This window comes from Rothia sp. HMSC069C01, assembly GCF_001814655.1.
GTDB lineage: Bacteria > Actinomycetota > Actinomycetes > Actinomycetales > Micrococcaceae > Rothia > Rothia dentocariosa.
Map to the genome: position 1 here is coordinate 1 of NZ_KV817377.1, position 23885 is coordinate 23885.

Annotated in this window: 21 protein-coding genes and 1 tRNA gene; 13 read left to right on the forward strand and 9 right to left on the reverse strand. The window is 57.0% G+C overall.

The annotated features are described in order from the left end of the window. The 9 genes from HMPREF2981_RS00340 to HMPREF2981_RS00380 all read left to right on the forward strand — a co-directional run. A partial coding sequence (locus HMPREF2981_RS00340) for a PH domain-containing protein (RefSeq protein ID WP_168165914.1) occupies positions 1–191 on the forward strand: 191 nt, incomplete at its 5' end. Beyond that, positions 191–1903, forward strand: coding sequence for a PH domain-containing protein (locus HMPREF2981_RS00345; protein WP_070659892.1), 1713 nt, complete (start codon positions 191–193; stop codon positions 1901–1903). The genes HMPREF2981_RS00340 and HMPREF2981_RS00345, both read left to right, overlap by 1 nt. Before the next feature lie 89 nt (positions 1904–1992). Then, positions 1993–2949, forward strand: coding sequence for a Rossmann-like and DUF2520 domain-containing protein (locus HMPREF2981_RS00350; RefSeq protein WP_041321877.1), 957 nt, complete (start codon positions 1993–1995; stop codon positions 2947–2949). Next, the gene (gene panC / locus HMPREF2981_RS00355; RefSeq protein WP_070450584.1) at positions 2946–3893 is read left to right on the forward strand and encodes a pantoate--beta-alanine ligase; all 948 of its coding nucleotides are present in this window, start codon (positions 2946–2948) and stop codon (positions 3891–3893) included. The genes HMPREF2981_RS00350 and panC overlap by 4 nt, the downstream gene beginning before the upstream one ends. 95 nt (positions 3894–3988) lie before the next feature. After that, positions 3989–5521 (forward strand): lysine--tRNA ligase, encoded by a 1533-nt coding sequence (gene lysS, locus HMPREF2981_RS00360; RefSeq protein WP_238382396.1) that lies wholly within the window; start codon positions 3989–3991, stop codon positions 5519–5521. A gap of 148 nt (positions 5522–5669) precedes the next feature. Then, on the forward strand, positions 5670–5885 hold the full coding sequence (locus HMPREF2981_RS00365; protein WP_004005752.1) for a hypothetical protein: 216 nt from the start codon (positions 5670–5672) through the stop codon (positions 5883–5885). Between the two features lie 173 nt (positions 5886–6058). Next, positions 6059–6418 carry a histone-like nucleoid-structuring protein Lsr2 gene (locus HMPREF2981_RS00370; RefSeq protein WP_004005751.1) on the forward strand — a complete coding sequence of 120 codons (360 nt, stop codon included), beginning with the start codon at positions 6059–6061 and terminating at the stop codon, positions 6416–6418. Between the two features lie 547 nt (positions 6419–6965). Further along, the gene (locus tag HMPREF2981_RS00375; RefSeq protein ID WP_070659895.1) at positions 6966–9518 is read left to right on the forward strand and encodes an ATP-dependent Clp protease ATP-binding subunit; all 2553 of its coding nucleotides are present in this window, start codon (positions 6966–6968) and stop codon (positions 9516–9518) included. A 222-nt stretch (positions 9519–9740) separates the two neighbouring features. Further along, positions 9741–10250 carry a MarR family winged helix-turn-helix transcriptional regulator gene (locus HMPREF2981_RS00380; RefSeq protein WP_070450579.1) on the forward strand — a complete coding sequence of 170 codons (510 nt, stop codon included), beginning with the start codon at positions 9741–9743 and terminating at the stop codon, positions 10248–10250. A gap of 76 nt (positions 10251–10326) precedes the next feature. Here HMPREF2981_RS00380 and HMPREF2981_RS00385 read toward each other — a convergent pair whose 3' ends face one another. Together HMPREF2981_RS00385 and HMPREF2981_RS00390 are read right to left on the reverse strand one after the other, a co-directional pair. Then, complete coding sequence (locus HMPREF2981_RS00385; protein ID WP_070659943.1) at positions 10327–11094, reverse strand: SDR family oxidoreductase; 768 nt, start codon at positions 11092–11094, stop codon at positions 10327–10329. 128 nt (positions 11095–11222) lie between these two features. Next, the gene (locus HMPREF2981_RS00390) at positions 11223–12158 is read right to left on the reverse strand and encodes an HhH-GPD family protein (RefSeq protein ID WP_070659898.1); all 936 of its coding nucleotides are present in this window, start codon (positions 12156–12158) and stop codon (positions 11223–11225) included. A gap of 134 nt (positions 12159–12292) precedes the next feature. Between HMPREF2981_RS00390 and HMPREF2981_RS00395 the strand changes: the two genes are divergently transcribed. Next, entirely contained in the window at positions 12293–13072 is a 780-nt protein-coding gene (locus HMPREF2981_RS00395; RefSeq protein WP_070659901.1) for a hypothetical protein, read from the forward strand. Between the two features lie 144 nt (positions 13073–13216). Here HMPREF2981_RS00395 and disA read toward each other — a convergent pair whose 3' ends face one another. Further along, complete coding sequence (disA, locus tag HMPREF2981_RS00400) at positions 13217–14281, reverse strand: DNA integrity scanning diadenylate cyclase DisA (RefSeq protein ID WP_004005745.1); 1065 nt, start codon at positions 14279–14281, stop codon at positions 13217–13219. A gap of 125 nt (positions 14282–14406) precedes the next feature. Here disA and radA point away from each other — a divergent pair, with 125 nt between their 5' ends. Further along, positions 14407–15834 carry a DNA repair protein RadA gene (radA, locus tag HMPREF2981_RS00405; protein ID WP_070659904.1) on the forward strand — a complete coding sequence of 476 codons (1428 nt, stop codon included), beginning with the start codon at positions 14407–14409 and terminating at the stop codon, positions 15832–15834. A gap of 172 nt (positions 15835–16006) precedes the next feature. Here radA and HMPREF2981_RS00410 read toward each other — a convergent pair whose 3' ends face one another. The 6 genes from HMPREF2981_RS00410 to HMPREF2981_RS00440 all read right to left on the reverse strand — a co-directional run bounded on the left by HMPREF2981_RS00410 (position 16007) and on the right by HMPREF2981_RS00440 (position 22707). After that, positions 16007–17269 (reverse strand): FUSC family protein, encoded by a 1263-nt coding sequence (locus tag HMPREF2981_RS00410; RefSeq protein WP_070659906.1) that lies wholly within the window; start codon positions 17267–17269, stop codon positions 16007–16009. 147 nt (positions 17270–17416) lie between these two features. Beyond that, entirely contained in the window at positions 17417–18955 is a 1539-nt protein-coding gene (locus HMPREF2981_RS00415; protein WP_070659909.1) for a polysaccharide pyruvyl transferase family protein, read from the reverse strand. 8 nt (positions 18956–18963) lie between these two features. Further along, a complete protein-coding gene (locus HMPREF2981_RS00420; RefSeq protein ID WP_246825176.1) occupies positions 18964–19932 on the reverse strand; it encodes a glycosyltransferase family 2 protein in 969 nt (322 codons plus the stop codon). A 128-nt stretch (positions 19933–20060) separates the two neighbouring features. After that, positions 20061–21062 (reverse strand): inorganic phosphate transporter, encoded by a 1002-nt coding sequence (locus HMPREF2981_RS00425; protein ID WP_070618415.1) that lies wholly within the window; start codon positions 21060–21062, stop codon positions 20061–20063. After that, on the reverse strand, positions 21062–21679 hold the full coding sequence (locus HMPREF2981_RS00430; RefSeq protein ID WP_070618418.1) for a DUF47 domain-containing protein: 618 nt from the start codon (positions 21677–21679) through the stop codon (positions 21062–21064). Before HMPREF2981_RS00430 ends, HMPREF2981_RS00425 begins: the two co-directional genes overlap by 1 nt. A 332-nt stretch (positions 21680–22011) precedes the next feature. After that, positions 22012–22707 carry a hypothetical protein gene (locus tag HMPREF2981_RS00440; RefSeq protein WP_004005703.1) on the reverse strand — a complete coding sequence of 232 codons (696 nt, stop codon included), beginning with the start codon at positions 22705–22707 and terminating at the stop codon, positions 22012–22014. A gap of 133 nt (positions 22708–22840) precedes the next feature. Here HMPREF2981_RS00440 and HMPREF2981_RS00445 point away from each other — a divergent pair. Both HMPREF2981_RS00445 and HMPREF2981_RS10820 read left to right on the forward strand, forming a co-directional pair. Further along, positions 22841–22913: transfer RNA gene (locus HMPREF2981_RS00445), tRNA-Lys, on the forward strand. A gap of 689 nt (positions 22914–23602) precedes the next feature. Continuing rightward, positions 23603–23752, forward strand: coding sequence for a hypothetical protein (locus tag HMPREF2981_RS10820; RefSeq protein ID WP_168165915.1), 150 nt, complete (start codon positions 23603–23605; stop codon positions 23750–23752). Positions 23753–23885: the final 133 nt, after the last annotated feature.

The window sequence follows — 23885 nt, forward strand, 5'->3', positions numbered from 1 at the left end:
ATGGGCGCATCCAGTATGTAGATGTAGATTCCGGCCCCTTGGAACGTGCTCATCACCTGGTGCGTCTGACGATCCGCACCGCCGGGGTGACCGCTTCTAAGGTGACGCTGTACGGTATTCCCGCTGAACGTGGGCAGCAGCTGCGCCAGCTTTTGATACGCCGCGCCGATGAACGCATGGCGGCGCTGTAATGACACAGGAACCCCAAAACTCGAATAACCAGGGCGTGCGGTCTGTCGAGTCTTCTAACACTTCTGAACACCAGATAACCCCGGATGAAGCTGCGGAGACCCTCACGTGGTGGCGTACCGATGTGCGCACGTTCATCATGAAAATATGGGTTTTCTTCGCGTTTATTATTTATCTCGCGTGGGATTATATTAAGAACTCCTTCAACAATAATGCCGAGAATGATTACTGGAATATCCTTCGGCAGCTGCCCGAATATCTGCTGAACCACGTGGGACATAACCCGGTAATGCTGTATGGCTACGGTGCTGCGGCGGTTCTTATTTTTGGCGGAAGTATTCTTTCGTGGGCGTTTACCCGCTACAGCGTGAGCGTGCATTCGGTATACCGCCACAGCGGAATATTTTTCAAGAAACAGCGGCAGATTCGCCTGGAAAGCGTGCAAAGCGTCGATATTTCACGCCCGCTCGTCGCCCGTATTTTGGGGCTGTCCGAGCTTCGGCTTGAGGCAGCGGACGGTGCCGAAGAAGCCCTGCATATCAAATACCTCTCGCATGCGAAGGCGCAGGATTTGCAGGAACGCCTGCTGCGCAGGATGAGTACCCTGCGTGCCGCCAATACGTCGGAGTCCGCCGATGCTGTGAGTGCTCCGGCTGAGAAGGATCACGAGGTGAACCTCGCAGGGGAGCAGCAGACAGAAACAGGCCACAAGCCGGAACGGTTGCTCTTCAAAGTCCCCAATTTGCGGGTTCTTGCCGCGATTGTGCTCAGCGCATTGTTGTGGGCACTCCCGGTAGCGATTATCTGGGTGGGCGGTACGATCGTGGGGTGGCTGATGAACCCCCAAAAGGACCTGGGGCAGATATCGCAGTTTATTTTTCCGTCCCTGATTCCAATTCTCGGTTTTCTCTGGCAGCTGTGGAGCAGTTTCGATCAGGGAGCAAATTTCACGGTGGAGCGCATCCGCCAGAATACTTCGGATGCGCGCGGCGACAGCCTGCGCATCACCTATGGCTTCACAGGCACGCATACGCAAACCCTGTTCCCGCAGCGTATTCAGGCCCTCAAGATTGAACAGCCCCTGCTGTGGAAGCCCTTCGGGTGGTACCGGGTGGTGGTCAATATTGCAGGCGTGGCAGTAAATACGGAGGGTTCATCCGACGACTTATTTACCCGAAACACCGCCCTGCCCGTGGGCACCGCCCGCGAAATGCAGCGGCTTCTTCACCTGCTGCTGCCGAGTGCGTCACCGCACAGCCTCGAAACCGTGCAGGCGGTTATGGAATCATCAAGGTACAACCCCGCCGACAGCAGTGAGTTAGGCGTAGTGAAGGCACCGCACCGGACACGCTGGCTTAACCCGCTCACCTTCCGGCGTGACGGCTTCGCGCGGGTGAATACCGAACGAGTGGAAGCTGAGGCCGACCTGCACCATTCGGGACACGCCCCCACCCGGGATCTTCTCTTGCTGCGTGGCGGCTGCCTGCTGCGGTTCCTCTCGGTAGTCCCCGAGCGGCAGGTGCTCGCGGTGCAGTGGTCGCAGGGGCCGCTCAATCGCATCCTCAAAACCGCGTGCATAAGTTTAGGCAGCGTTCCGGGACCGGTTAAACCCACCGTCCAGAACCTAGAGGTTCACGATGCCGAACGCATTGCCGTCGAGATCATCGCCCGCACTGACGGCACTCGGGCCTATTACACATCGCCTTCGGCATAATTCCTTGCTCAAGTCCGTCATGATCTTCGACGCACCTGGTGAACGCTGAAAAACACGCGGATTTTGCGGTACCTAATATACTTAAGAGTGTGACCACGAATCATCTGAAACCCGCACGCCTCGGCATCGGCGTTATCAGCGCCGGTAAAGTTGGCGCTGTGCTCGGTGCCGCCCTGCGCGCTGCCGGGCATTCCCTGGTGGGTGTGCATGCGGTTTCTGAAGCTTCTCAAGAACGGGCGGATGTGCTCTTACCCGGCGTACCGCTCCTTGAGGTGGAACAGATTGCCGAACGCAGCGAGCTGCTGCTGTTGGCTGTCCCCGACGATGAATTGGCTGGTCTGATCGAGTATTTGGCATCTTCCGGGTCCTTAACCAGTGGGCAGTTGCTTGTGCACACCTCCGGGCGGCACGGCACCGATATTTTTGCTCCCGCAACCACACTGGGCGCTATCGGCTTGGCGATTCACCCCGCCATGACTTTCACCGGTTTATCCCTGGATTTACAACGACTCACCGGTACGAGCTTTGCCGTGACCGGGCCCGCGCCTTTTATCCCTATAGCTCAGGCGCTCGTCGTTGAAATGGGCGGTGAGCCCGTCCACGTTGCCGAAGCCGATCGTGCGCTTTATCACGCCGCACTGGCGCACGCCTCGAACCATCTCGTCACACTTTTGGGACAGTCCCAGCAGATGCTTGCTAGTATCGGTATTGAAGACCCGGCGCGTTACCTCGGTCCGCTGGTTCGTGCGACCGTCGATAACGCGCTTGCGAGTGGCGAAGGCGCGCTGACCGGTCCCGTGGCACGCGGCGATGCAGGTACCCTGGATGCGCATCTTAATGCGCTGATAGAGTACACCGACCACGAAAATACACAGGATATCGCTGACTCATATGCCGCCATGGTGCGCGCAACCGCATCTAGGGCGCATAATAGAAACTTATTAAACGACGACCAGAAGGCTCGGATTGAATCTACCCTGCGAACCCACACCACGGGCACGCGTCAATCCGGTGCGATGCCTGACGATAAGGAGTTCTCGTCATGACTGAGACCTCGATGCCCCGCATCGTCACGACTATTACCGAGCTTCGCTCCGCTATTGCGGAGGCGCTTGCCGCCGCCCAGGAACGGCTGAATGAGCGCGCCCGTGCCGAAGCCGCCGAACAGGAAGGTGAGGTGCAATACCGCAGCGCTACGCTCGGGTATGTGCCTACGATGGGTGCTCTGCATGCAGGGCACGCCACGCTTTTGCGCCGCGCGAGTGAACAGAACGATGTTGTGGTGGCGTCGATCTTTGTTAACCCGCTTCAATTCGGCCCCAACGAAGACTATGACAAATACCCGCGCGCCCTGGAAACGGACGCGCAGGTCGCCGCCGATGCGGGTGTCGATATTATCTTCGCGCCCTCCGTGGATGAAATGTATCCCGAAGGCGAGCCGCTTATTCGCATTTCCAGCGGCGAACTGGGCAACAAATTTGAGGGAATCACCCGCCCCGGACACTTCGACGGCGTGCTCACCGTTGTGAATAAGCTCTTCAATATTGTGCGCCCCGCCGCGGGTTCGCACGAGGTTAACGCTTACTTCGGGCAGAAGGATGCCCAGCAGGTTTTGCTCGTGCAGCGCATGATTCACGACTTCAACCACGACATTACCCTGCGTCCTGTCGCTATTGTGCGTGACGACGACGGCTTGGCTCTTTCCTCACGGAATGAATTCCTCAGCGAGCAGGAACGCGAAGCTGCGCTGGTGATTTCCCGAACCCTTGCGTTGATGCGCGAAAACTCGCTGAACCGCGGGTTTGAGAGCATTGATCTAGAGAGTGCACGGGCACGTATTAACTCGACCGAGGGTGTGCGCCTGGACTACCTGGAGCTTGTGGATCCGAGCAATTTCCAGCCGCCGACCGCCGATTCCGAGCGGGTGCTCGCACTAGTTGCGGCATATGTGGGTTCCACACGCTTGATCGACAACATGGATTTGCTGTAGCAAACCGTCACATTTGACCTCCTAAAACACGAGATAGGTACCTTTTGAGCAACGAGCAGAGTGCCACACCGGCCATTGCAGATATGTCCGAGCAGATGAAGATTCGCTTGGAGAAGCGCGCTAAGTTCTTGGAGACCGCGGGTGAAGCGTATCCCGTTGGGCTTCTGGATGCCGAAGGTAAGCGCATCGAACCGGATCATATCGCCGATATTCGCGCTCAGTACGACCCGAAATTAGAGTCCGGCGAGCTCACCGCCGGGGACGAAACTGACCATGTGGTGCATGTGCCGGGCCGTGTTGTGTTCGTGCGCAATACCGGTAAACTCTGCTTTGCATCCCTGCAAGCGGGTACGAATGGCGACCGCATTCAGGCGATGCTCTCGCTCAATGAGGTTGGTGAACAGTCGCTTGCCGACTGGAAATCCCTGGTGGATTTGGGCGATCACGTGTATGTGACCGGCCGCGTGGTGGTCTCTCGCCGCGGCGAACTGTCGATTATGGTGCGTGAGTGGAGGATGGCCGCGAAGTCGATTCGCCCCATGCCCGTGCTGCACAAGGATTTGAACGAGGAAACTCGGGTGCGCCGTCGCTACCTGGACTTGATGGTTCGCCCTGAGGCTCGTGACCTGGTGAAAAAGCGCGCCCTGATTACCCGCACTGTGCGCCGCGTGCTGGAAGACCACGGCTATATTGAGCTGGAAACCCCGGTGCTGCAGCTGGTGCACGGCGGCGCGACGGCCCGTCCGTTCCGCACTCACCTGAATGCCTTCGACCAGCCTATGACGATGCGCATCGCCACCGAACTTCCGCTCAAGCGTGCCGTGGTAGGCGGTATTGAGCGCGTCTACGAAATCGGTCGCGTATTCCGCAACGAGGGTGTGGATTCGACGCACAGCCCCGAATTTACAACCCTGGAATGCTACGAAGCCTACGCCGATCAGTACGTGATGGCCGAGCGCATGCAGGAGATTATTGTTGCGTGCGCACAGGAACTCGGGGTTACCGCGATTGAGACTGAGGACGGCACGATTGACCTGGGCGGTGAGTGGGCGTGGCTGAGCGTCTACCCCGGACTGTCTGAGGCCGTGGGCGTTGAAATAACCCCGGACACCCCCGCTGAGACGCTGCGCGAGATCGCTGCCAAGCATGAGGTCGAGGTGGATCCCGCCTGGGATGCTGAGAAACTTGTGATTGAGCTTTTCGGCGAAATCGTGGAGCCAACACTGCTGAACCCGACCTTTGTATATAACTACCCGCCAAGCGCCCAGCCTCTGGCGCGACCAAACCGCGATGGTTCCCGCACGATTGAGGCGTGGGATCTGATTATTGGCGGCATGGAGCGCGGTACCGCGTTTTCTGAGCTGATCGACCCTGTGATTCAGCGCGAGCGTTTGACTGAGCAGTCCCATAAGGCTGCTGCGGGCGATGACGAGGCGATGGAACTTGATGAGGACTTCTTACGCGCCCTAGAGCACGGTGCACCGCCGATGGGCGGTCTCGGGCTGGGTGTTGACCGTCTGATTATGCTTTTGGCGGGTGAACAGGACCCTGAACGCCCTGGAACCGTGGTGCGTCAGCCAGGTATTCGTGAAACTATTTTGTTCCCGCTGATGAAACCGGAGTCGTAATTTCGGGCTTGATCAAGCCTTTTCTTTCGTAAAGGTCTGTAAACCGCGTTAAACCGTAGATGCCGTTCGTAACGTGTATGCGTTATCGGGCGGCATTTTGCGCTATCGGGTATGCTGTCATCAGCACGAAAGGTTGTGAGGGATTTTCATGGAGATTTTGATTGCGCTGCTGCCTCCTATTTTTGCCGGGATTGCGTTATATTTCATTTTGCGTTGGATTAACCGGGCAGATCGCGCCGAACGTTCAGCACAGCGTGATGTCGAAAAAGACGCTCAACAGTGGTACGAGAAGGTAAAGGGTTCACAAGGAACGGTAAATCCTTTTGGTACTGATAAAACGGGTAATAAAACGGAGCGTCAATAAATATAACCGTTAAATGACAACACTATTCTGTGTCATTCCTTAGAATTCTCTATGTTGGTAGTCATTAGTCATTTATTTCTGTTATTATGAAGGAGATAAATTAGAGAGTGTGACAACGTGCAGTGTAAAAACTCATAGTTGGAGCAATAAACCAAACTAAGGAGAAAACCCCTATGGCACAGAAGGTGCGCATTATTCTTGAGGACGACCTTGATGGTGGTCCCGCAGAAGAGACTGTACGATTCGGCCTCGACGGAGCTCATTACGAGATTGACCTATCCAGTGCTAATGCCGCTCGTCTTCGTGATGCAATTCGTCCGTTCGCATCTAAGGGTCGTCGCGTTCAGGTAGGCGCCTCCCAGCGCGGTTCCCGCGGTGGTCGTGGCTCTTCCGCTCCGGTGAAGCGTAACCCTGAAACCGCTGCAATTCGTAAGTGGGCACGCGAAAACGGTCACGAAGTTTCTGACCGCGGCCGCATCCATCAGGAAATTCAGGATGCTTACTACGCAGCTATGAAGGCAGAAGGTAAGTAAATAGTATTGATACCATCGCTAATTCTGTGATGGTATTTCATCTGCCGACGGCGGGATGACACATCAAGTGTTATCCCGCCTTCTGTATAACGAGGTTTTAGAAAAAGTCCTTCATGAGAAGAGCTATCATCTTCCGGCTTTTTTATTAGCCCCGTGATATGTATTTAGGTAATCACATGGTGGGTATCGCCCCGGGCCTTTTCTTGGTGTTTATGGAATCCCCGTTATCTTATGAGAGCAATCCTCAAGAATGTCTCCTAAGAATCTAAATACCGAAGCAGAATTATAACGTTTTAGTAAAGGGCGCGGAGGTACATTAGTATTGCTATAAGCTAAAGCAATATTAGGTCTTCTGATAGAGCCCGATAAAAGTTTCATGAAAATGTTTATGACCGTCGAGAAACGCCCGATGCGCATCCCGGTTTTGGCTCGGTAAAAGGCTCCCCGAAAAATAGCGACACAGACGTTCTCTTGATGGCGAACAGTGCACCGTAGCCGCGCTTTTCCACGTAATCTAGTATCAAGCAAAATTTCCAAGGAGTGCGCAATGTTTGAACGCTTTACCGACCGAGCTCGGCGCGTTGTGGTGCTTGCCCAAGAAGAAGCACGCATGCTCAACCACAATTACATCGGCACCGAGCATCTGCTGCTCGGGCTGATTCACGAGGGCGAGGGCATCGGTGCCCGTGCTCTTGAGTCCCTCGGGGTTACCCTGAATGCCGTGCGCGAACAGGTGCAGAGCATTGTGGGTCCCAGCCCCCAGGCGCCAAGCGGTCACATTCCCTTCACCCCGCGCGCCAAGAAGGTCCTCGAACTTTCCATGCGTGAGGCCATTCAGCTTAACCACGGTTATATTGGCACCGAACATATCCTGCTGGGCATGGTGCGCGCCTCCGAAGGCGTGGCAAACCAGGTTCTCTCCAAAGTAGGCGTGCAGGGTGCCGAGGTTCGCCAGGCCGTCATGGATCTTATTTCTGGATACCCCGGCAACAACGAGAATAGGGAAACCGCCGGTGTCGGCGCTGGCAACTCCCGCGAGGGCACCCCGGCGGGTTCGACGATTCTCGATCAGTTCGGGCGTAACCTCACCGCCGCCGCACGCGAAGGTCAGCTTGACCCGGTGATTGGTCGTCACCACGAGATGGAACGCGTAATGCAGGTTCTCTCACGCCGCACCAAGAACAACCCCGTGCTTATTGGTGAACCCGGTGTTGGTAAAACCGCCGTTGTTGAGGGCTTGGCGCAGGCCATCGTACACGGCGATGTTCCCGAAACTCTCAAAGATAAGCACCTGTACACCCTGGATTTGGGATCCTTGGTCGCGGGCTCCCGGTACCGCGGTGACTTTGAGGAACGCCTCAAGAAGGTGCTCAAGGAGATTCGCACCCGCGGCGACATTATCCTGTTCATTGACGAGATTCACACCCTCGTCGGTGCCGGTGCCGCAGAGGGCGCTATCGACGCCGCCTCCATCCTGAAGCCGATGCTGGCTCGCGGTGAGCTGCAGACCATCGGTGCCACCACCTTGGACGAGTACCGCAAGCACATTGAGAAGGACGCCGCACTGGAACGCCGCTTCCAGCCAATTCAGGTGGACGAGCCTTCCCAAGAGCTCGCCGTGCAGATTCTCAAGGGTGTGCGCGATAAGTACGAGGCTCACCACCGCGTAACCATTACCGACGAGTCGATCGAGGCTGCCGTGAACTTGGCGGCACGCTATATTTCCGACCGCTTCTTGCCGGATAAAGCCGTTGACCTGATCGATGAGGCAGGTGCTCGCCTGCGCATCAAGCGGATGACCGCCCCGCCCGAGATTAAGATTCTTGACGAGAAGGCGTCGAAGCTGCGCACGCAGAAGGAAGACGCTATCAAGGGCCAGGATTACGAGAAGGCCGCCGCGCTGCGCGATCAAGAGCAAAAGGTACTCGCCGAAAAGGCCGAGGCTGAGAAGGCTTGGCGCGAAAACGGCGATGCTTTCGGCGAGGTGACCCCCGAGGTTATCTCTGAGGTGCTCGCATCCTCGACCGGCGTTCCGGTGTACAAGATCACCGAGGAAGAGTCTTCGCGTCTGATCAAGATGGAGGACGAGCTGCACAAGCGCGTGATCGGTCAAGACAACGCTATCAAGGCTCTCTCCCGTGCGATTCGCCGCACCCGTGCCGGTCTGAAGGATCCGCGCCGCCCCGGTGGCTCGTTTATCTTCGCTGGTCCAACCGGTGTTGGTAAGACCGAGCTCGCGAAGGCTCTGGCAGAATTCCTCTTCGGCGATGAAGACGCCCTAATTACCCTGGATATGTCCGAATACCAGGAGAAGCACACCGTGTCTCGACTCTTCGGTGCGCCTCCCGGGTACGTGGGTTACGACGAGGGCGGTCAGCTGACCGAGAAGGTGCGCCGCAAGCCGTTCTCGGTGGTGCTCTTCGATGAGGTCGAGAAGGCTCACACCGATCTCTTCAACTCGCTGCTGCAGATTCTTGAAGACGGCCGCCTGACCGACTCACAGGGTCGCGTGGTGGACTTCAAGAACACCGTGATCATTATGACCACGAACCTCGGCTCGCGCGATGTGAACCGTCGCGTTCCCGTGGGCTTCCAGGCGATGGATCACGGCGACGCCGATTACGAGCGCATGCAGGCCCGCGTGATGGAGAACCTCAAGGAGCACTTCCGCCCCGAGTTCCTGAACCGCGTGGACGATATTATTGTGTTCCCGCAGCTCTCCGAGAACGAGATTCTGCAGATCGTGGATCTCTTCGTGGGCCGGTTGGCAAAGCGCCTGGCAGATCAGGAAATGTCGATCGAGCTTACGGATGCCGCAAAGGTTCTCATGGCCTCGAAGGGTTACGACCCGGCAATGGGCGCCCGCCCGCTGCGCCGCGAAATGCAGCGTAATATTGAGGATGCTCTCTCCGAGAAGATCCTCTTCGGCGAAATCAAGCCCGGCGAGAAGATTACCGTGGGTGTCGAGGGTGAAGGCGACGATGCGAAGTTCGTCTTCTCCTCGCAGCAGATGCGGGATTTACCCCTGGAGACCGTCAATAAGATGGCGGAGTCTGCCGTGGAAGAAGCCGAGCAGATTACCGGAGGGGCATCTGACTAGCGGCTTTCCCCAGTAGGCAATCCTGCGGAAGGCACTAACTAAGGCTTGTCCCCGAATCCTTTGCGTGAGGATTCGGGGACAAGCCTTAGTTGTTCAGGGTGTTTTTGCCGCGCTTCTGAATAATTATTGCTGTACCCCCGGCAATATCGCCGCGTTTCTGCTAAGTGTGTATGTCGGTGAATAACAAAGCGAGACGGAGTCGGGGGATAGTATGCTTAGTACATGCCCGCATCATCGGAAAAATCACAGCAGTCTGTAAAATACCCTCCGCAGCCGGGACAGGGGCAAGAAGCCTATCTCGCCGAAACCCGGTCGCGCATAGGGTCGTCGATTAAACGCGCCGAGCAGGCGATGATGGCGGTCAAATCTAAGGTTCTGCGCGAGTATGATCTGAGCGTCGCACAATATGCAGCCATGACTTCGCTCTACTATGTGCCCGGGCAGTCTGCGGCGCAATTGGCGCGTGCCGCAGCGGTAACCCCGCAGACGATGGCCACCATTCTTGCCCGTCTGGATGCGAAAAGCCTGATTACCCGTGTGCCCTCCGAAGTTCACAGCCGCGTGAATATCGTGACCCTCACCGATGCGGGCGAAGAACTGGTTGTTCAGGCTGACGAGAAGGTTCGCGCCGTCGAGCGTGCCATGAGCGCCGAATTCACCTCACAGGAGCGTGAACAGCTGCAAGACCTGCTTGACAGGCTTATCGGGTTTCTTGAGCATAAGGGCGCATAGGCACACGAGCGCTTAACACGATGATGCGGTCTTCGTATGTACGAAGACCGCATCGGTTCGCGCAGTATCGAAATCGCTACAGGCTTGCCAGCCACTCCTCAAGCGTGGTGGAGACGGTGTGATCTGCGGGATCGGGAATCAGCCCGCCTTTGGCAATAGCGGAACCAAAATACGGCAGCTGCCGCACCACCTTCGGTGTTTTGCCGCCGACCTCGCCGCGTGCCGTGAGAAGGCGCTTCACGAACTCCGCTGTTGTTCCTTCTTCTTCACCGCGGATCGAGACGATGCCCGTGCGCGGTACATTCTCGGAACCGTCGGCAACATCGCATACCAGCTGTGCTGCAGCCTCTGCGGGAATAGGTGCCATTTTCATGGTCGGCAGCACCGAGACGGGCCCCACCGTAACCTGCTGAACAATGGGGTCAAGAAGCTCAAACCACTGCGTCGAACGGATAATAACGGTGTCTACGGCGGAATCCTGATAGGTTTTCTCCTGCGCCGCCTTGCCCGCATAGTAGCCGTATCCGCGGCTAACCGCCGGGTTTTCTACTCCGGCGATCGAGACGCAGACGATGCGCTTCACATCGTTATCAGCCGCCGCCTGCGCGATATTGCTGGAGGTGCTGATAAAGGCTGTCTGCGCCTTTTTGCTGCTCATGATCATGTTGTTAATCGCATCGATCACAACATCCACTCCGGTCAGCGCCGCGCTTAAATCTGCGAGCGATGAAACATCTACCCCGTGTGAGCGGCTGATCGGCACTACCTCGTGACCGCGTTTTTCCAGTTCGGCGGCAATTTTCGAGCCGATGGTGCCGGTTGCCCCTATGACCGCTATTTTCATGGAGTCCTCCTTCATAAAGAAATGAGCTTTCCAGAATGTTTTCTCCATTTTTCCAAAGATTTCAGGTGAAAACAATATTTTTTCGGGGTTTATCGTGAGTTAGGGAATAGCGTATAAAAGGTCAAAACCTAAAGCGAAACTCTGTCCTTGCGCTCTTTCGCGAGTTTATCTTTGAGAAGCCCGCTGTAGCATCGGTCGATTTGTTCTTGGGATGAGTCGAGCTTGCGTAAATCCTGCACCGGAACCTTCAGGGCATCGGGAACAGTAATATCGGTGGAGAAGTCCGTTAGAAGTTCCCGCGGCACCGGTGCGTGTGCAGCGCGCAGAACCGCCATCATGGCACCGCGCAGCTGCCGGTCGGTGCCGTGCCAGCTCTGCCCCGTAGGCGTATACTCGGCCTGTGGCTTTCCCGCCTTCACCCACGCGCAGATATCCTCAAGGGGGCACTGCTCGCAGCGTGGATTCTTGGCGACGCACACGAGTGCGCCCAGCTCCATAACGGAAGCGTTCCACACGCAGGATACGGCGGTATTCTGCGGCATCAGCTCTTCGGCAAGGGTTGTTTCGGCGACGTTCAAATGCTTATGGGGCAGTGCCTTGCCCATGACGGCGCGGGCGTGCACCCGGCGAATATTAGTGTCGATAACTGTGGCGCGTCTGCCGAAGGCGAAGACCGTAATCGCCGCCGCGGTGTATGCCCCCACGCCAGGAAGCTCAAGAAGTTCATCATAATCCGCCGGAACCTCGCCGTCATGATGCTTCGTAATAGCGACCGCCGCGCCGTGCAGTCGTTGGGCGCGGCGCGGGTAGCCCAGACGGCCCCAGGCGCGCACCGCCTCCGCGCTGTCTTCGGCGGCAAGGGATGCGGGCGTGGGCCAGCGGCGCATCCACTCTTCCCAAACAGGAAGCACGCGGTTCACAGGGGTCTGCTGCAGCATGAATTCGCTCACCATCACACCCCAGGCCGTGCAGTCGGCGCGGCGCCAGGGCAGGTCGCGGGCATGGTGCTGGTACCAAGTATTTATGCGGTGGTGTAGTTCGTGTGAGTCTTTTAAATTGAACATGGCAATAATTGCTTGCGTTGTAATGTATTACTGTTTCTAGAGTAGGTGATATTGGGTATCGGGTGCCAATTGACCCACAATATACAGGCAACGTATTTTTATCTATTCCATGTAGCTTATATATATGGTTTTGCATGCACGACACCCAAAAAACCGTTATTCTTAACGGTATGTCTGAACTTGGTCCCGAATTACCCCCCGAAGTATACCGCCGCCGTCGTATCGTTGCCGTGGTAGTGCTTATTCTTGTTTTGCTGGTTGGCGTTGTTGGTATTACCACCCTAGTGAACCAGATTAATAAGGGGCCTCAAGACGATGCCGCCGCAGAGGCGACAGCCACCGGCGAACCTTTCCAGAATTTCAGCGCGCGCCCCACACCTTCTACGGTTGCGCCTTCGGGGTCGGTGAGCGGTTCAGCATCCGGCAGCCCGAACGCATCTGCAACCCCGTCCGTTTCTGGGACCCCAGCGGTATCCGGCAGTGCAACTCCGTCTGGATCGGCGAGCGCATCCGCAACGCCAGCCGTGGCTCTGTGCAATGCCAAGGATCTGAAGGTGACGGTCGAGCCTTCAAAGAAGCAGTATGCGCCCGGTGAAATGCCGTCGTTCCACGTGGTGTACACGAATTCTTCGGGTAAGCCCTGCTTTATTGGCGGCGAGAAGGTTGCCGAGGGCGTGGAGATCAACATTACATCGGGCGACACCCAGGTGTATTCGTCTGCGAAGTGCACGCCCACTCCCACGAAGAAGACCGAGATTCCTGCGGGCAAGGAAGCCGCCAGCGATGTTGCGTGGGATCGTAAGCTCAATACCTCTGGGTGTAATGCGCTGAAGAATACGGCGAAGGGTACATACTGGGTGACGGCTACCGTGAATGGAGTGACCTCGCAGCGAGTGAACTTCCTGTTGAAATAGCGCCCACGGTATTCCCCTGCGGGAATATATAAAAGACGTATAGAAAGAGCCTTTATTTCAATAAAGAGAGTTTTTAACGCTTTATTGAAATAAAGGCTCTTTCTATCGGGCGGCTGGTGTTCTTCGGACCCTACCCGGCTAATGTTAGAGGTATTTTTCGAGGCTGCTTTCCGCCATGCGGGAGAGCGATTCGCGCACGGTGCGGGCACGATGCTCGCCTATACCATCAACATCACGCAGATCCTCCAGGGATGCGGCCATGAGCGCCTGCAAAGTGCCGAACCGTTCAACGAGGCGTTCGGCAATTGTGTTCGGAATAGTGGCGATGCCGTCAAGCAGGCGGTAGCCGCGCGGCTGCAGGGGAGTGTCGAGTTCGTAATCGCCGAACCCTGCGGCCTGGGCGATCATAGTGAGGTCCACAATATCCATGTCGGTAAGGTCGCGCAGAGCCCGAGTTGCAATGGAGATGCTTTGCGCGGTGGGCCGCGGCAGATAGTCATGCAGAATAACGTCGATACCCGCCATATCGGGGCTGCGGAGCTCTTCGAGCTGAAGCGCCACCAGACGACCGTTCACACCGAGTTCAAGCACATAGTGACTGACTTCAGAGATAATGCGCCGCACCATCTCCATGCGCTGCAGAGTGATAGCGACATCGCTGAGTGTAACGTGTGATTCGATTTCGAGTGCGGACAGCGTGGAAAGCACCTTGTTGAGGCGTTTCTTATAGCTTTCAAGGGTTTGGATTGCCTGGTTGGCGCGTGCCATCAGGTATTGGGTGTCTTCGACCGTGTACCGGGTGCCGTCCACATACACCGAAATGACGGACATGGAGGCGCTGACCGAGATCACCGGGAAACCCGTCTGGATTGCCATGCGTTCGGCGGTGCGGTGGCGGGTTCCGGATTCGTTGGTGTCGATGGTTGCATCCGGCATGAGCTGTACCGCCGCCATGAGCAGGCGGGTGGCGTCGCGGTCACAGATGATCGCGCCATCCATCTTGGCGAGCTCACGCAGGCGGGTGGCAGAAAATTCGGTGTCGATGGTGAACCCACCGGAGGAGAGCCCCGTGACGGTGCGGTCTGAACCGAGTACGATGAGTGCGCCTGTGCGCCCGCGGAGGATGCGTTCTAACCCTTCACGCAGCTCGGTGCCGGGGGCGATCTGCGCAATGGTCTTCAGGAGGAGTTCACTGTAATCTGTCTGCACGGAATATATTGTATCGTTTTAGCCTGTGTTACCGCCTTTGTGCGCGTCCCGCCCCGATATTCTCTTCTTCGGCTTTTGACGATCTAGGTGTTTAAAATGTCAGGGTCGCCCGTACAATAAAAACCATGGCTGCACGCACAAAAACCACTAAAGGATCCCCCGCCTACCGCTGTACCGAATGCGGCTGGACCACCGCCAAATGGGTGGGTCGATGCGGTGAATGCCAAACCTGGGGGTCTGTTGAGGAAGCCGCCGGGGGTACCGTGGCGCGCACCCGTACCGCATCCAGCGTGCAGAAACCGGCGCAGGTGATCGGCGAAGTAGACTCGACAGTCGCCGCCTATATGAGCACCGGCAACCCCGAATTCGACCGGGTACTTGGCGGGGGACTGGTGCCTGGTGCCGTGATTCTGATGGCTGGCGAACCCGGCGTGGGCAAATCTACCCTGCTGTTGGATGTTGCCGCCACCTTCGCGCGCGGATACACCCCGCGAACCCCCGCCGCTGAGCGTGCCCGAGCGAAAACCCGCGACGTGCTGTACGTGACCGGTGAGGAATCCGCCGCGCAGGTTAAGCTGCGTGCGGACCGCATCCACGCCGTCGCCGATACCCTGTACTTGACGAGCGAAACCGACCTGGGGACCGCGCTGGCGCATATTGAGCAGGTAGACCCGGCGTTGTTGGTGATCGACTCGGTGCAGACCCTTGCGTCCGCGGATGTTGAGGGCAGCGCCGGGGGTGTTACGCAGGTGAGGGAGGTTGCCGCATCGCTGATTGCCGCCGCGAAAGCACGCAACATGTGTACCCTGCTGGTGGGGCATGTGACCAAGGAAGGCACGATCGCCGGGCCGCGACTGCTGGAACACCTGGTCGATGTGGTGTGCCAGTTCGAGGGTGATAAACACTCCAATATTCGCATGCTGCGCGCTATTAAAAACCGATACGGACCCACCGACGAGGTCGGCTGCTTCGATATGCACGAGGATGGGATCGCGCCCGTGCTCGACCCGTCCGGCATGTTCGTTTCGCGCACGCCGCATCCGGTGGCGGGAACCTGCGTGACCGTGACAATGGAGGGGCGCCGCCCGCTCCTTGCCGAAGTCCAGGCGCTGTTGGATCAAGCGGTGGCACCCGCGCCCAGGCGCACGGTGGCGGGGTTGGATTCGGCGCGCATCCAGATGCTTTTGGCGGTTTTGCAGCGCCGCGCCGGGCTGAACGTGGGCAAACTCGACTGCTATGTTTCCACGGTGGGAGGTGCCAAAATCTCTGAGCCTGCCGCCGATCTGGCGTGCGTGATGGCGCTGGCATCGGCCGCGCAGAATAAGCCGCTGCCGCGTAAACTCGCGGTGTTTGGCGAGGTCGGCCTGGCGGGGGAGGTGCGTGCCGTGCCGGGTATTCGCCAGCGTATTGCCGAGGTTGGTAGGCTGGGGTTCACGCATGTGCTGGTGCCCGCATCCCCAACGGGCGTGGGGCAGGTGCCCGATGGGGTGACCGTGCGCGAGGTCGCCACCTTAGGCGAGGCGTTGAACCTGCTCTTCCCGCAGGATAAATAACTGCCGCACATCGTGACGTGACCGCGAGCAGAGTATTTCGGCGAGCAGATAACGAATTGCTATCTGCTCGCCAAAATACTATCTGCTCACGGGTCTTATGGTCGGGTTTTATAGACGGATCTCATGGGGATTAGACGCACATCATCAGCCACACGATACGAGCAGGAAAGACCTACCCCAGCCCCTCTTTGAGGTCTTCATCGCGCAGCATGATGTTAACGGTGCGGGTGCGCAAATCCTCCTCCTGAGCGCCCGCAACATCAGCCTGCACAATCGGAATCTCGGAGGTACGCGGCGCATGTTCCATCACGGCCTCGCCCAGCGGCACCAGCATGGCGGACGCATCCTCATGATCCATACCGGTAGCCTCCAACATATCCACGGTTATAAGCCTCAGCATAAGCACCAGCGACTCGCCCTCAAAGGTTTCTACCCCCAGATGCTTCGGTTCCAGAGTCTCGGCGAGAGAAATCAGGCGCTCGCGGGCAACCTCCATATAGTGTTCACGCTCATGTTCGGTACTGGAATACATACCCAGTCCCGTACTCTGGGCGGCAAGCGCCAGCTCTTCGAGCGCCGCCGAAAGCTTTTCAAGAGCCTTCGGGCGCAGCTGCACATGCGCAATCGTGGATGCCATACGCCGGTTAAACACGCGGGTATTACGAATCGCCAAATCGATAGCCCCGAGAGTCTGCGCCAGTCGATCAAGCTCGATTCGGGTCTTCTTCCCCGCCCACGAAAGCTGCGCCATACCGCGCGCCGTCACCAAATCGTTCTTACTCGCCTCATACAGTGGCTGAAGTTTACGCGAATCCTGCAGGCTCTGATACGCCTGATCGTAGTTGTACCGGCGAATCGCCTTTGCCGCCAGAAAGAAGACATCCGAGAAAGCGCTCATAAGAGCCTCGGCACGCTGACGCGACCCACTTCGCGGGTCTTTGGGCATCAAAAACATCATGAGGAACGCCGCAACACCGCCGATCACGCCGTCAAGGCTGCGGGTAAACGGCAGATCCGAGGTCGGCGGCAGCAGAATCACCAGGCAGGCCTGAAAACTGAGCTGAATCGTAAAAATAATACCGTTATCTAAGAACCTGGCCAGAAGTACCGAAATAAACAGTGCAAGCGTGGCCTGCCAGATGCCGCGCCCGAGCATCTGCAAAAACAGATCGCCAATCAGAATACCCAGGCTCACCCCGAACGAAACCTCCAGAATGCGCCGCGAATGGGTAGAGCCGCTCACGTACCCGAGTGACACCAGCGCCGCGACCGCTGCAAAAATAGGTTCCTCATGCCCCAGCACCCGCTCCGCAAAAAGATACGCCCCCATCGAAGCAATCGTGATCTGAATAGACTGAAAAAATCCCGCCCGAACGCGGTGAGCCCCGGCGCGGACATAGTTTAAGAATTGTTCCTTCATGGATGCGTGTGCCATAGTGTCTAGTCTACCCGCCCTGAAATTGTGCCGCTGCGGGTCCTTTGTGCCCTTGGATGATATGCATCAAAAGGCTCCTCATTCGAAATAAAGCGGGATCTCTGATGTTTGGCAAGGCGCTTTTTAAAAGGGGTTAGGGGCGGCAGGCTACCGGAACCGGCTCCCAATATGCCGCATCGCCTGCACCTGCCGACTGGTACGATGCGCCGCCCGCACCATCCGCGAACGCTTCAACGCCTGCAGCTCATCCTCGGCACGCTCAAACTCACCCCGCATATGCGCCTCCCATGAGTGCATGCGATCCGAAAGCGCCCATTCGTTGCCTTCGGCCAGCGAAGTCTTCAGCAAAAGCTCACGCACCGCATTGTTAATCGCCTCTAGGGACGGTTTCAGGGCGGGAATCGCCGCAGCCGCAGAAATACCCTCCGGCATATGCGCCTGCTTTTCCCCGCGCACAGAGGCCGCAATATACTCACGCCACGCGTGAAGCAGCGCGGTCACTGCCTCATGCTGCACCCGCAGCTCTTGGCGTTGCCCCCTGCTGAGCGAGAGCGCAGACGCAATGAGCTTCTCGGGAATGTCGGTGCCGAGCATATGAAGCGGAGTCATAAAATTCTGCATCCCGTAATGCCCCATGACCCCGCAAATCCGCATCTCAGTAAACGCATCGGGCACCAGCGCAACCGCAGGAATACCAGCGCTAAGGCTAAAGATCGCGGGATGGTAACGGTCGGTAATATTCAACGCGGCACCCTGATGGATGCGCACCGTCGCATCCGCGTGCAGAATCGGTATCACTGTTGCAGGGGATTTCATGGATGCGGCAACCAGTTCATGCGCCTTGTAGTCACCGGTGCGCCCGCCCTCCGACGCTGGGTCGCCCATATGCCCCAGGAAGACCGCCGCCAGCCCATACTCGGAGTAAATCTTGTCTAATAAAGCGGCTAGTTCGTGTACTTTGCTCCCCGAAACCTCGTGCACCGTAACGCACACATAACGCTCGGGAAGCTCAGGAACCTCAACCCGCGCATCCGCATAGTCGAGCGTCATCTCGGGGGTATGCGCCCGGTAGTCGCTGGCATCATCCACACCCGCAAGCGCCTTAAGATCGTGCTCGCGGCACCACTCGTAGGAGCTGCGCTCGCGCACCGCCACCGAGGCTGCCGAACGCAGCATACGCAGCAGAACTTCCTCATCGCGCGGGGAAAGCACGGGACCAATCGACTGCCCGGACACAAAGACCGGAATCTTCGCATACTGTGCCACCAGTGCGATAGCGGCGCGCTCATACAGCAGCCAGCCGTAGCGCGAATTCAGGTTGCCGCCGCCGGAAATGACGACCGCATCCACCGATTGAATACCCTCTACAAAATCGCGGATCTGCTGCGCCGACGGGCAAAAATCGGGCAGATTCGGCATAACGCCGCTCACAAGAAACTCTTCGAGGCGTTCCAACGTGATCTCACGCTCGGCAGGCGCCCACGGGAACAGCAAAAACGGCATATATTCGTATGCAGACGAACCCCCGGCCCCCAGATAACGCTTGCTCTGCTCGGCATCACGGGTTGCTAAAATAACCTGCATTCCTGCATCCGCCAGGTATTCGGCGGTGCTGATCGTCATGGCCTCGTCCCCCACATGGTAAACGGGCTGGCCAATATCGCCGACAACAAGAACACGAGTCATATGCGTACCTATTTGCTTGATGAATCTTTAGGCGAAAAAACGGCACGCAAACGCGAAAGTTTGCCACTCCACGACATCGCCCGCTCCATGCGGTGCAGCCGCTCACACTGTTCCTGCTGCATAGTTTCGAGACGTTCCAAACGTTCCTGAACGTCTTGAAGCGCCTCTAGAGTTTCCAATAGACGGCCGTCAAGTTCGTTCGTCAGGTGCGCCTGGTAAAGGTAGGGCCCGATATGCGCCCCGGCGGCAAGGTCTTCACGGATCGCGTTGGCGCGCACCTGCGCATCAAAAATACGATGCTGCTGCTCGTGGCTCACGCTATTAGCGGCAGAACCCGTCGCATCGGGGCGTTTGCACCAGTACGCCAGCGGCTCGTCTAGAAGCTGAACTTCACCGGCCATGGCGGCGCGCATATTGAATTCCCAGTCGCCTACCACGGGAAGTTCCTCATCAAAATACCCCACCTTCTCGTGCAGGGTGCGGCGGTACAGCACGCCGATCGGAACCGCGCGGTTGGTGCGGAACAGGAACTGCAGCCCCATCGCGGGCAGATCTTCGTGGAAGGTGCGTTCGTTCAGAACAATAAAACCGTCCTCGGTTTGCTGCTCAAAACGCTCGATAATCCGTACCACGCACATATCGGCACCGGTCTCGTCAAGGGTTGCGACGGTACGTTCCAGGAATTGGGGATCCCACAGGTCATCGTCGTCGTGAATGGCGATATAGGTAGACTCACTGGAGCGCACGCCCACGTTAGAGGCCGCTTCCATATTGCCGCCCGCAGCATGAAGAAGAACGGTCTGCGCCGCAACCGGGCTGCGGTCAATAATCTGCTGAGATTCTTCCTGATTTCCGCCGTCATCGACCACGTACACGGTGTATTGCGTATACCGTTGCTCGGCGATGTTCTGCAGGGCACGTGCGAGAAAGACCGGGCGATCTTTCGTGCGTACAATGACGGCGACAGAGGAAAACAAAGCTCTCCAAAGAATATATAAGGCCTGCGCATAAGGCACGTAGGGCGGAAATATATAGGGTTGTCTAGAATTCTACGGAGTTGCGCGGGAATAAGCGAGCATTCCAGCCCACATTAGGGGTAAAAATTCTACCCAAATATGCCATCAAGAGCCATCATGAGGGCGATCGCACACAAAAAACATGCCGGAAGCGTGACAAACCAGGTTAGCATAATGTTCGCAACGATCTTCGGCTTCACCGAGTTAAACCGCTGATTCACCCCAGCCCCCAGGGCGGATGCGGTCGCCAGGTGCGAAGACGAGAACGGCAGCTGCAGCAGGAAGTACCCGAGCGCCTGCATAAGAGCCGTGGTGCCTTGAGCTACCGCGCCGCGCATCGGGTCTAAGCGCACCATACGGTAGGCGAAGGTGTAGCCGATGCGCCGCCCACCCGTGAGCGTGCCCGCCGCCAGAGCCAGCGCAATAGTGAGCACATGCCAGGGGAGGAGGTCCCGCGTGGGAAGCGGAAAAACCGCACCCAGCACGTGCAGCACCAACAGGTACAGGTATCCGGTCTGCATACCGTGCAGAAGCGAAATTGCGGATGCCGACACTGCCAGCACCTCACGCGAATGCCGGTTCACACTGCTTGGTGAAGAACGGATAGCTAGTCGGTAAAACGGGAGCACTAAAAGCCAGGAGAGGAGGAAAATCAGGGGCGGCAGGTAGAGGAGCGGCAGCAGGGTGGCATCGAAAATCGCGGGGATAAACCGTGAGCCTTCGCTATCAACCCGGGCATACCATGCCACCCCGGCAAGGGCGCCGATGAGGGCGTGCGTTGAGGAAGCTGGCATGCGTAAGGCCCAGGTCGCCACACCCCATAAGGCGGCGGTAATGAGCGCGGCGGTCAGCCCCGGCAGGCCCAAATGCCCGCTGGGAACGGCAATCCAGGGCACACTCATATCGGTGATCAGCAGATACGCCGCAAACACGCCGATCCCGTTGAACAGCGCGGCGGTAATCAGAGCCGCGGTATCGCCCATCGTGCGGGTGCGTACCGGCACCGCGATCGCATTGGAGGCATCGTGCATGCCGGTCACAAAAATCGCGGAAAGAAACGCGCCCACACACAGAATACTGAGCAGAACCACTAGGACTCCTGCACGATAATACGCCCGATCTCAGAGGACACGCCGCGCATCGCATTTGCCGCCTCAACCAGTTGGGCAATGAACTTGGTGTACCGGCGGTAGCGTTCCATCGGGAAGCGTTCGGCGAGTTCTGCATCGTATTCTTCGGCGGTACGAAAGGCTTGGCGCGAGATACGCAGCATATCCATCCAATAGTTATCCAGGCCCTTAATATCGGCGAGCTTGGGAATTACTGCCTCGGTCAGCACCGCCTGCCGCTGGATAATGTCGAGTATCGCGGTAATATGCGGGGCAAAACCGTCAATTTTGTGCAGATAAAGGATGTGCGCGGCACTCGTGAGCTTTTCGACCGCGTTCGTGAGTTTGCGGGCCAGCGTGTAGAGGTCTTCGCGGGGTACCGGGGTGGCAAATGAGCTTCGCACGGTGGTGAGGGTCATGAAGAACAGGTCGGTCGAGTTCGCCTCGTGCACCAGCATGCGGTCGAAGAGTTCGGGGTATTCGGAGGTAGATGAGCCAACCATTTCGGAGAGGAGCGCCGCCGCCTCCGCCACCTGCACCGAGATTTGTGCAAGCGAGGTGAGTGAGCTGTTGGCTTGTGGAAAGATGCGGTGCAACATAGTTACAGTCTAACGCGGGTGTGCTTAGGGTGCGCGGGTCTGATACTTCCCGCCGGCGGCTTGAGAATACAACAGCGGGAAGGCTATCATGTAGCCTTCCCGCTGTGAACGTTAGCGATGTCGGGCTGGGAGCGCCTCTCGGCGGAAGGCCGCTCGAAGCGGCAAATGATTTGGAGCCCGGGGCTACCTATTAGCAACCCGACATCTTGTCTTAAATTATCCGCCCGCGCCGAGCCTCCGTCAAGGTACATGAGCTCTAAGCAGAACACCCGGCATCAGTTCCTAATCCTGTATTTTCCCGGGATTTGATAGCGCGCGAGTACCGTGCGGGGCTACAATGCTTCGAGTCCGCCGCTTGCCCGCCAGTGCGCGGCGGTCGCCTCCAAATCCTCGGCGATTTTCACGAGCTTTCGGTATTGTTCGGGCACGCGGAACATGCGTTCAATGCCTTCGCGGCGAACCTCATGACTGGGCGGATGCACTCCCTGCGGGTTACCGGACAGTCGGCTAATATCTGCACGCTCATAGTTGAGACGCAGCCCCAGTGCCACCACACGCGCGAACGCCGCAAAACGTTCGAGAGCTATATCAATATCGCCGCTGTAGAGCCCGGCCAGAATTTTGTCCGCCGTTTTGACGACCTCGGAGGCGCCCGGTGGGTCTGGCACCCCCGCCAGCAGATGCGAACGGTAATCGGCACCCATACCGGTAGAGAACGCTTGTGCGGTGGCTTTTGGGTAGCGTCGTACCATGTCGCGCAGGGAATACATGCGCCATAGCGCTCCGGGGAGGGAACGCGCGGGTGAATGAGACCAGAGCTGCGCAAGCGCCTCAATACCGTATTCGTCAGTGAAGTCTATGAGTCGGGCGGCAACCTCCGGGTCAGAATTTTGGCGTCCGCGCTCCAGCAGAATGCGAGCAGACGTATGCGCCGCCTCATCACGGGCGGCGGGATCTTCACCGCCAACGCGACGCTCAAACTTTTCGCTGGGCTGAGATACTGGGCGATGATGTGCACGATGGGCCATAGGTGTTTAGTGTAACGGGAAGGGCACGAGTTTTTCGAAGGATTCAGCCGGACGAAAATCATATCTGCGAAGGCGACTCGTGACGGATTTGTAGTGTATAGTAGATGATGTCTTCGCGTTCACGCGGGACGGCGCGCCTTTAGCTCAGTTGGTAGAGCTACGGACTTTTAATCCGCAGGTCGTGGGTTCGAGCCCCACAGGGCGCACTCTTCACCAGAAAGAATCTGGTATGTCGCCCCTTTCGGTATGAAGCCGAGCGGGGCGACTTTTCGTTTAATCCGTCCTTGGCCTTCTTCTATATACGAAGGAGCGGGAACATGTGCGGAGACAATGCTGTTTCCAAGGAGATCACCAACAGTTAGATCAAGCGCACCAGCAAGTGTAAATAACTCATCCAAGCTGAAGTTTTGTTTTCCTCGAAGCCGGTCTGACACGCCTGCCTGTGTAGGAGAACCCGAGCAGATTTTGCAAGCACGCATGTATCGGTATGTAATCCTTTTTGCAGGATTGGGGATTACAGATCGCACCGGATGAGCTGACACACGCGGCTCCGTGGACAGCTCTAGGAGCGGCTTAGAAACATCGGTTTTAGAAGACCTTTAGAGGATATATAGATTCAATGTCTTTTCGGATGGTTAATTGGGCATACGAACAGGATTTACCGCCTAGCCCAAAGCTTTTGTTGGTCACGATTGCTGATAGAGCTGATTACGCGGATGCTGTCGATTGTTCGGTCTTTGGTAGAGACCGGGACTATCACTACTGCTTAAGGGGAAACATAAGTCACGTTAGATGATTTTATTGGAACGACTTTTGAAATTCTGGTCATTTTCTTCGGCCTAGTCTTGTCAATATTTTCTTGATATTAAAAATATCGGAAGAAAGAAAAATAACCATGACCACTAAAAGTAATTTGCGGGATGATGAAAAGCTAAACACTGGTGAAAAGATTTTCGGTATTTTTATCATCCTCATTGTATTATTCATTGTCTTTGTAGTTGTTTTTGGGCTTCGGAATGTTTGGAGCGATCTTTCCAGTGAATGACCTCATACTAGACAAGCGAAACAGAAAACAACTCGAACTATTGATATTCTTTCACTTTAGTTATCTAAAGAAAAAGTACAAACTGGCAGCTTTGAAGGTCGCACAGGCGGAAGCATTATTGGAAATGTTGGTT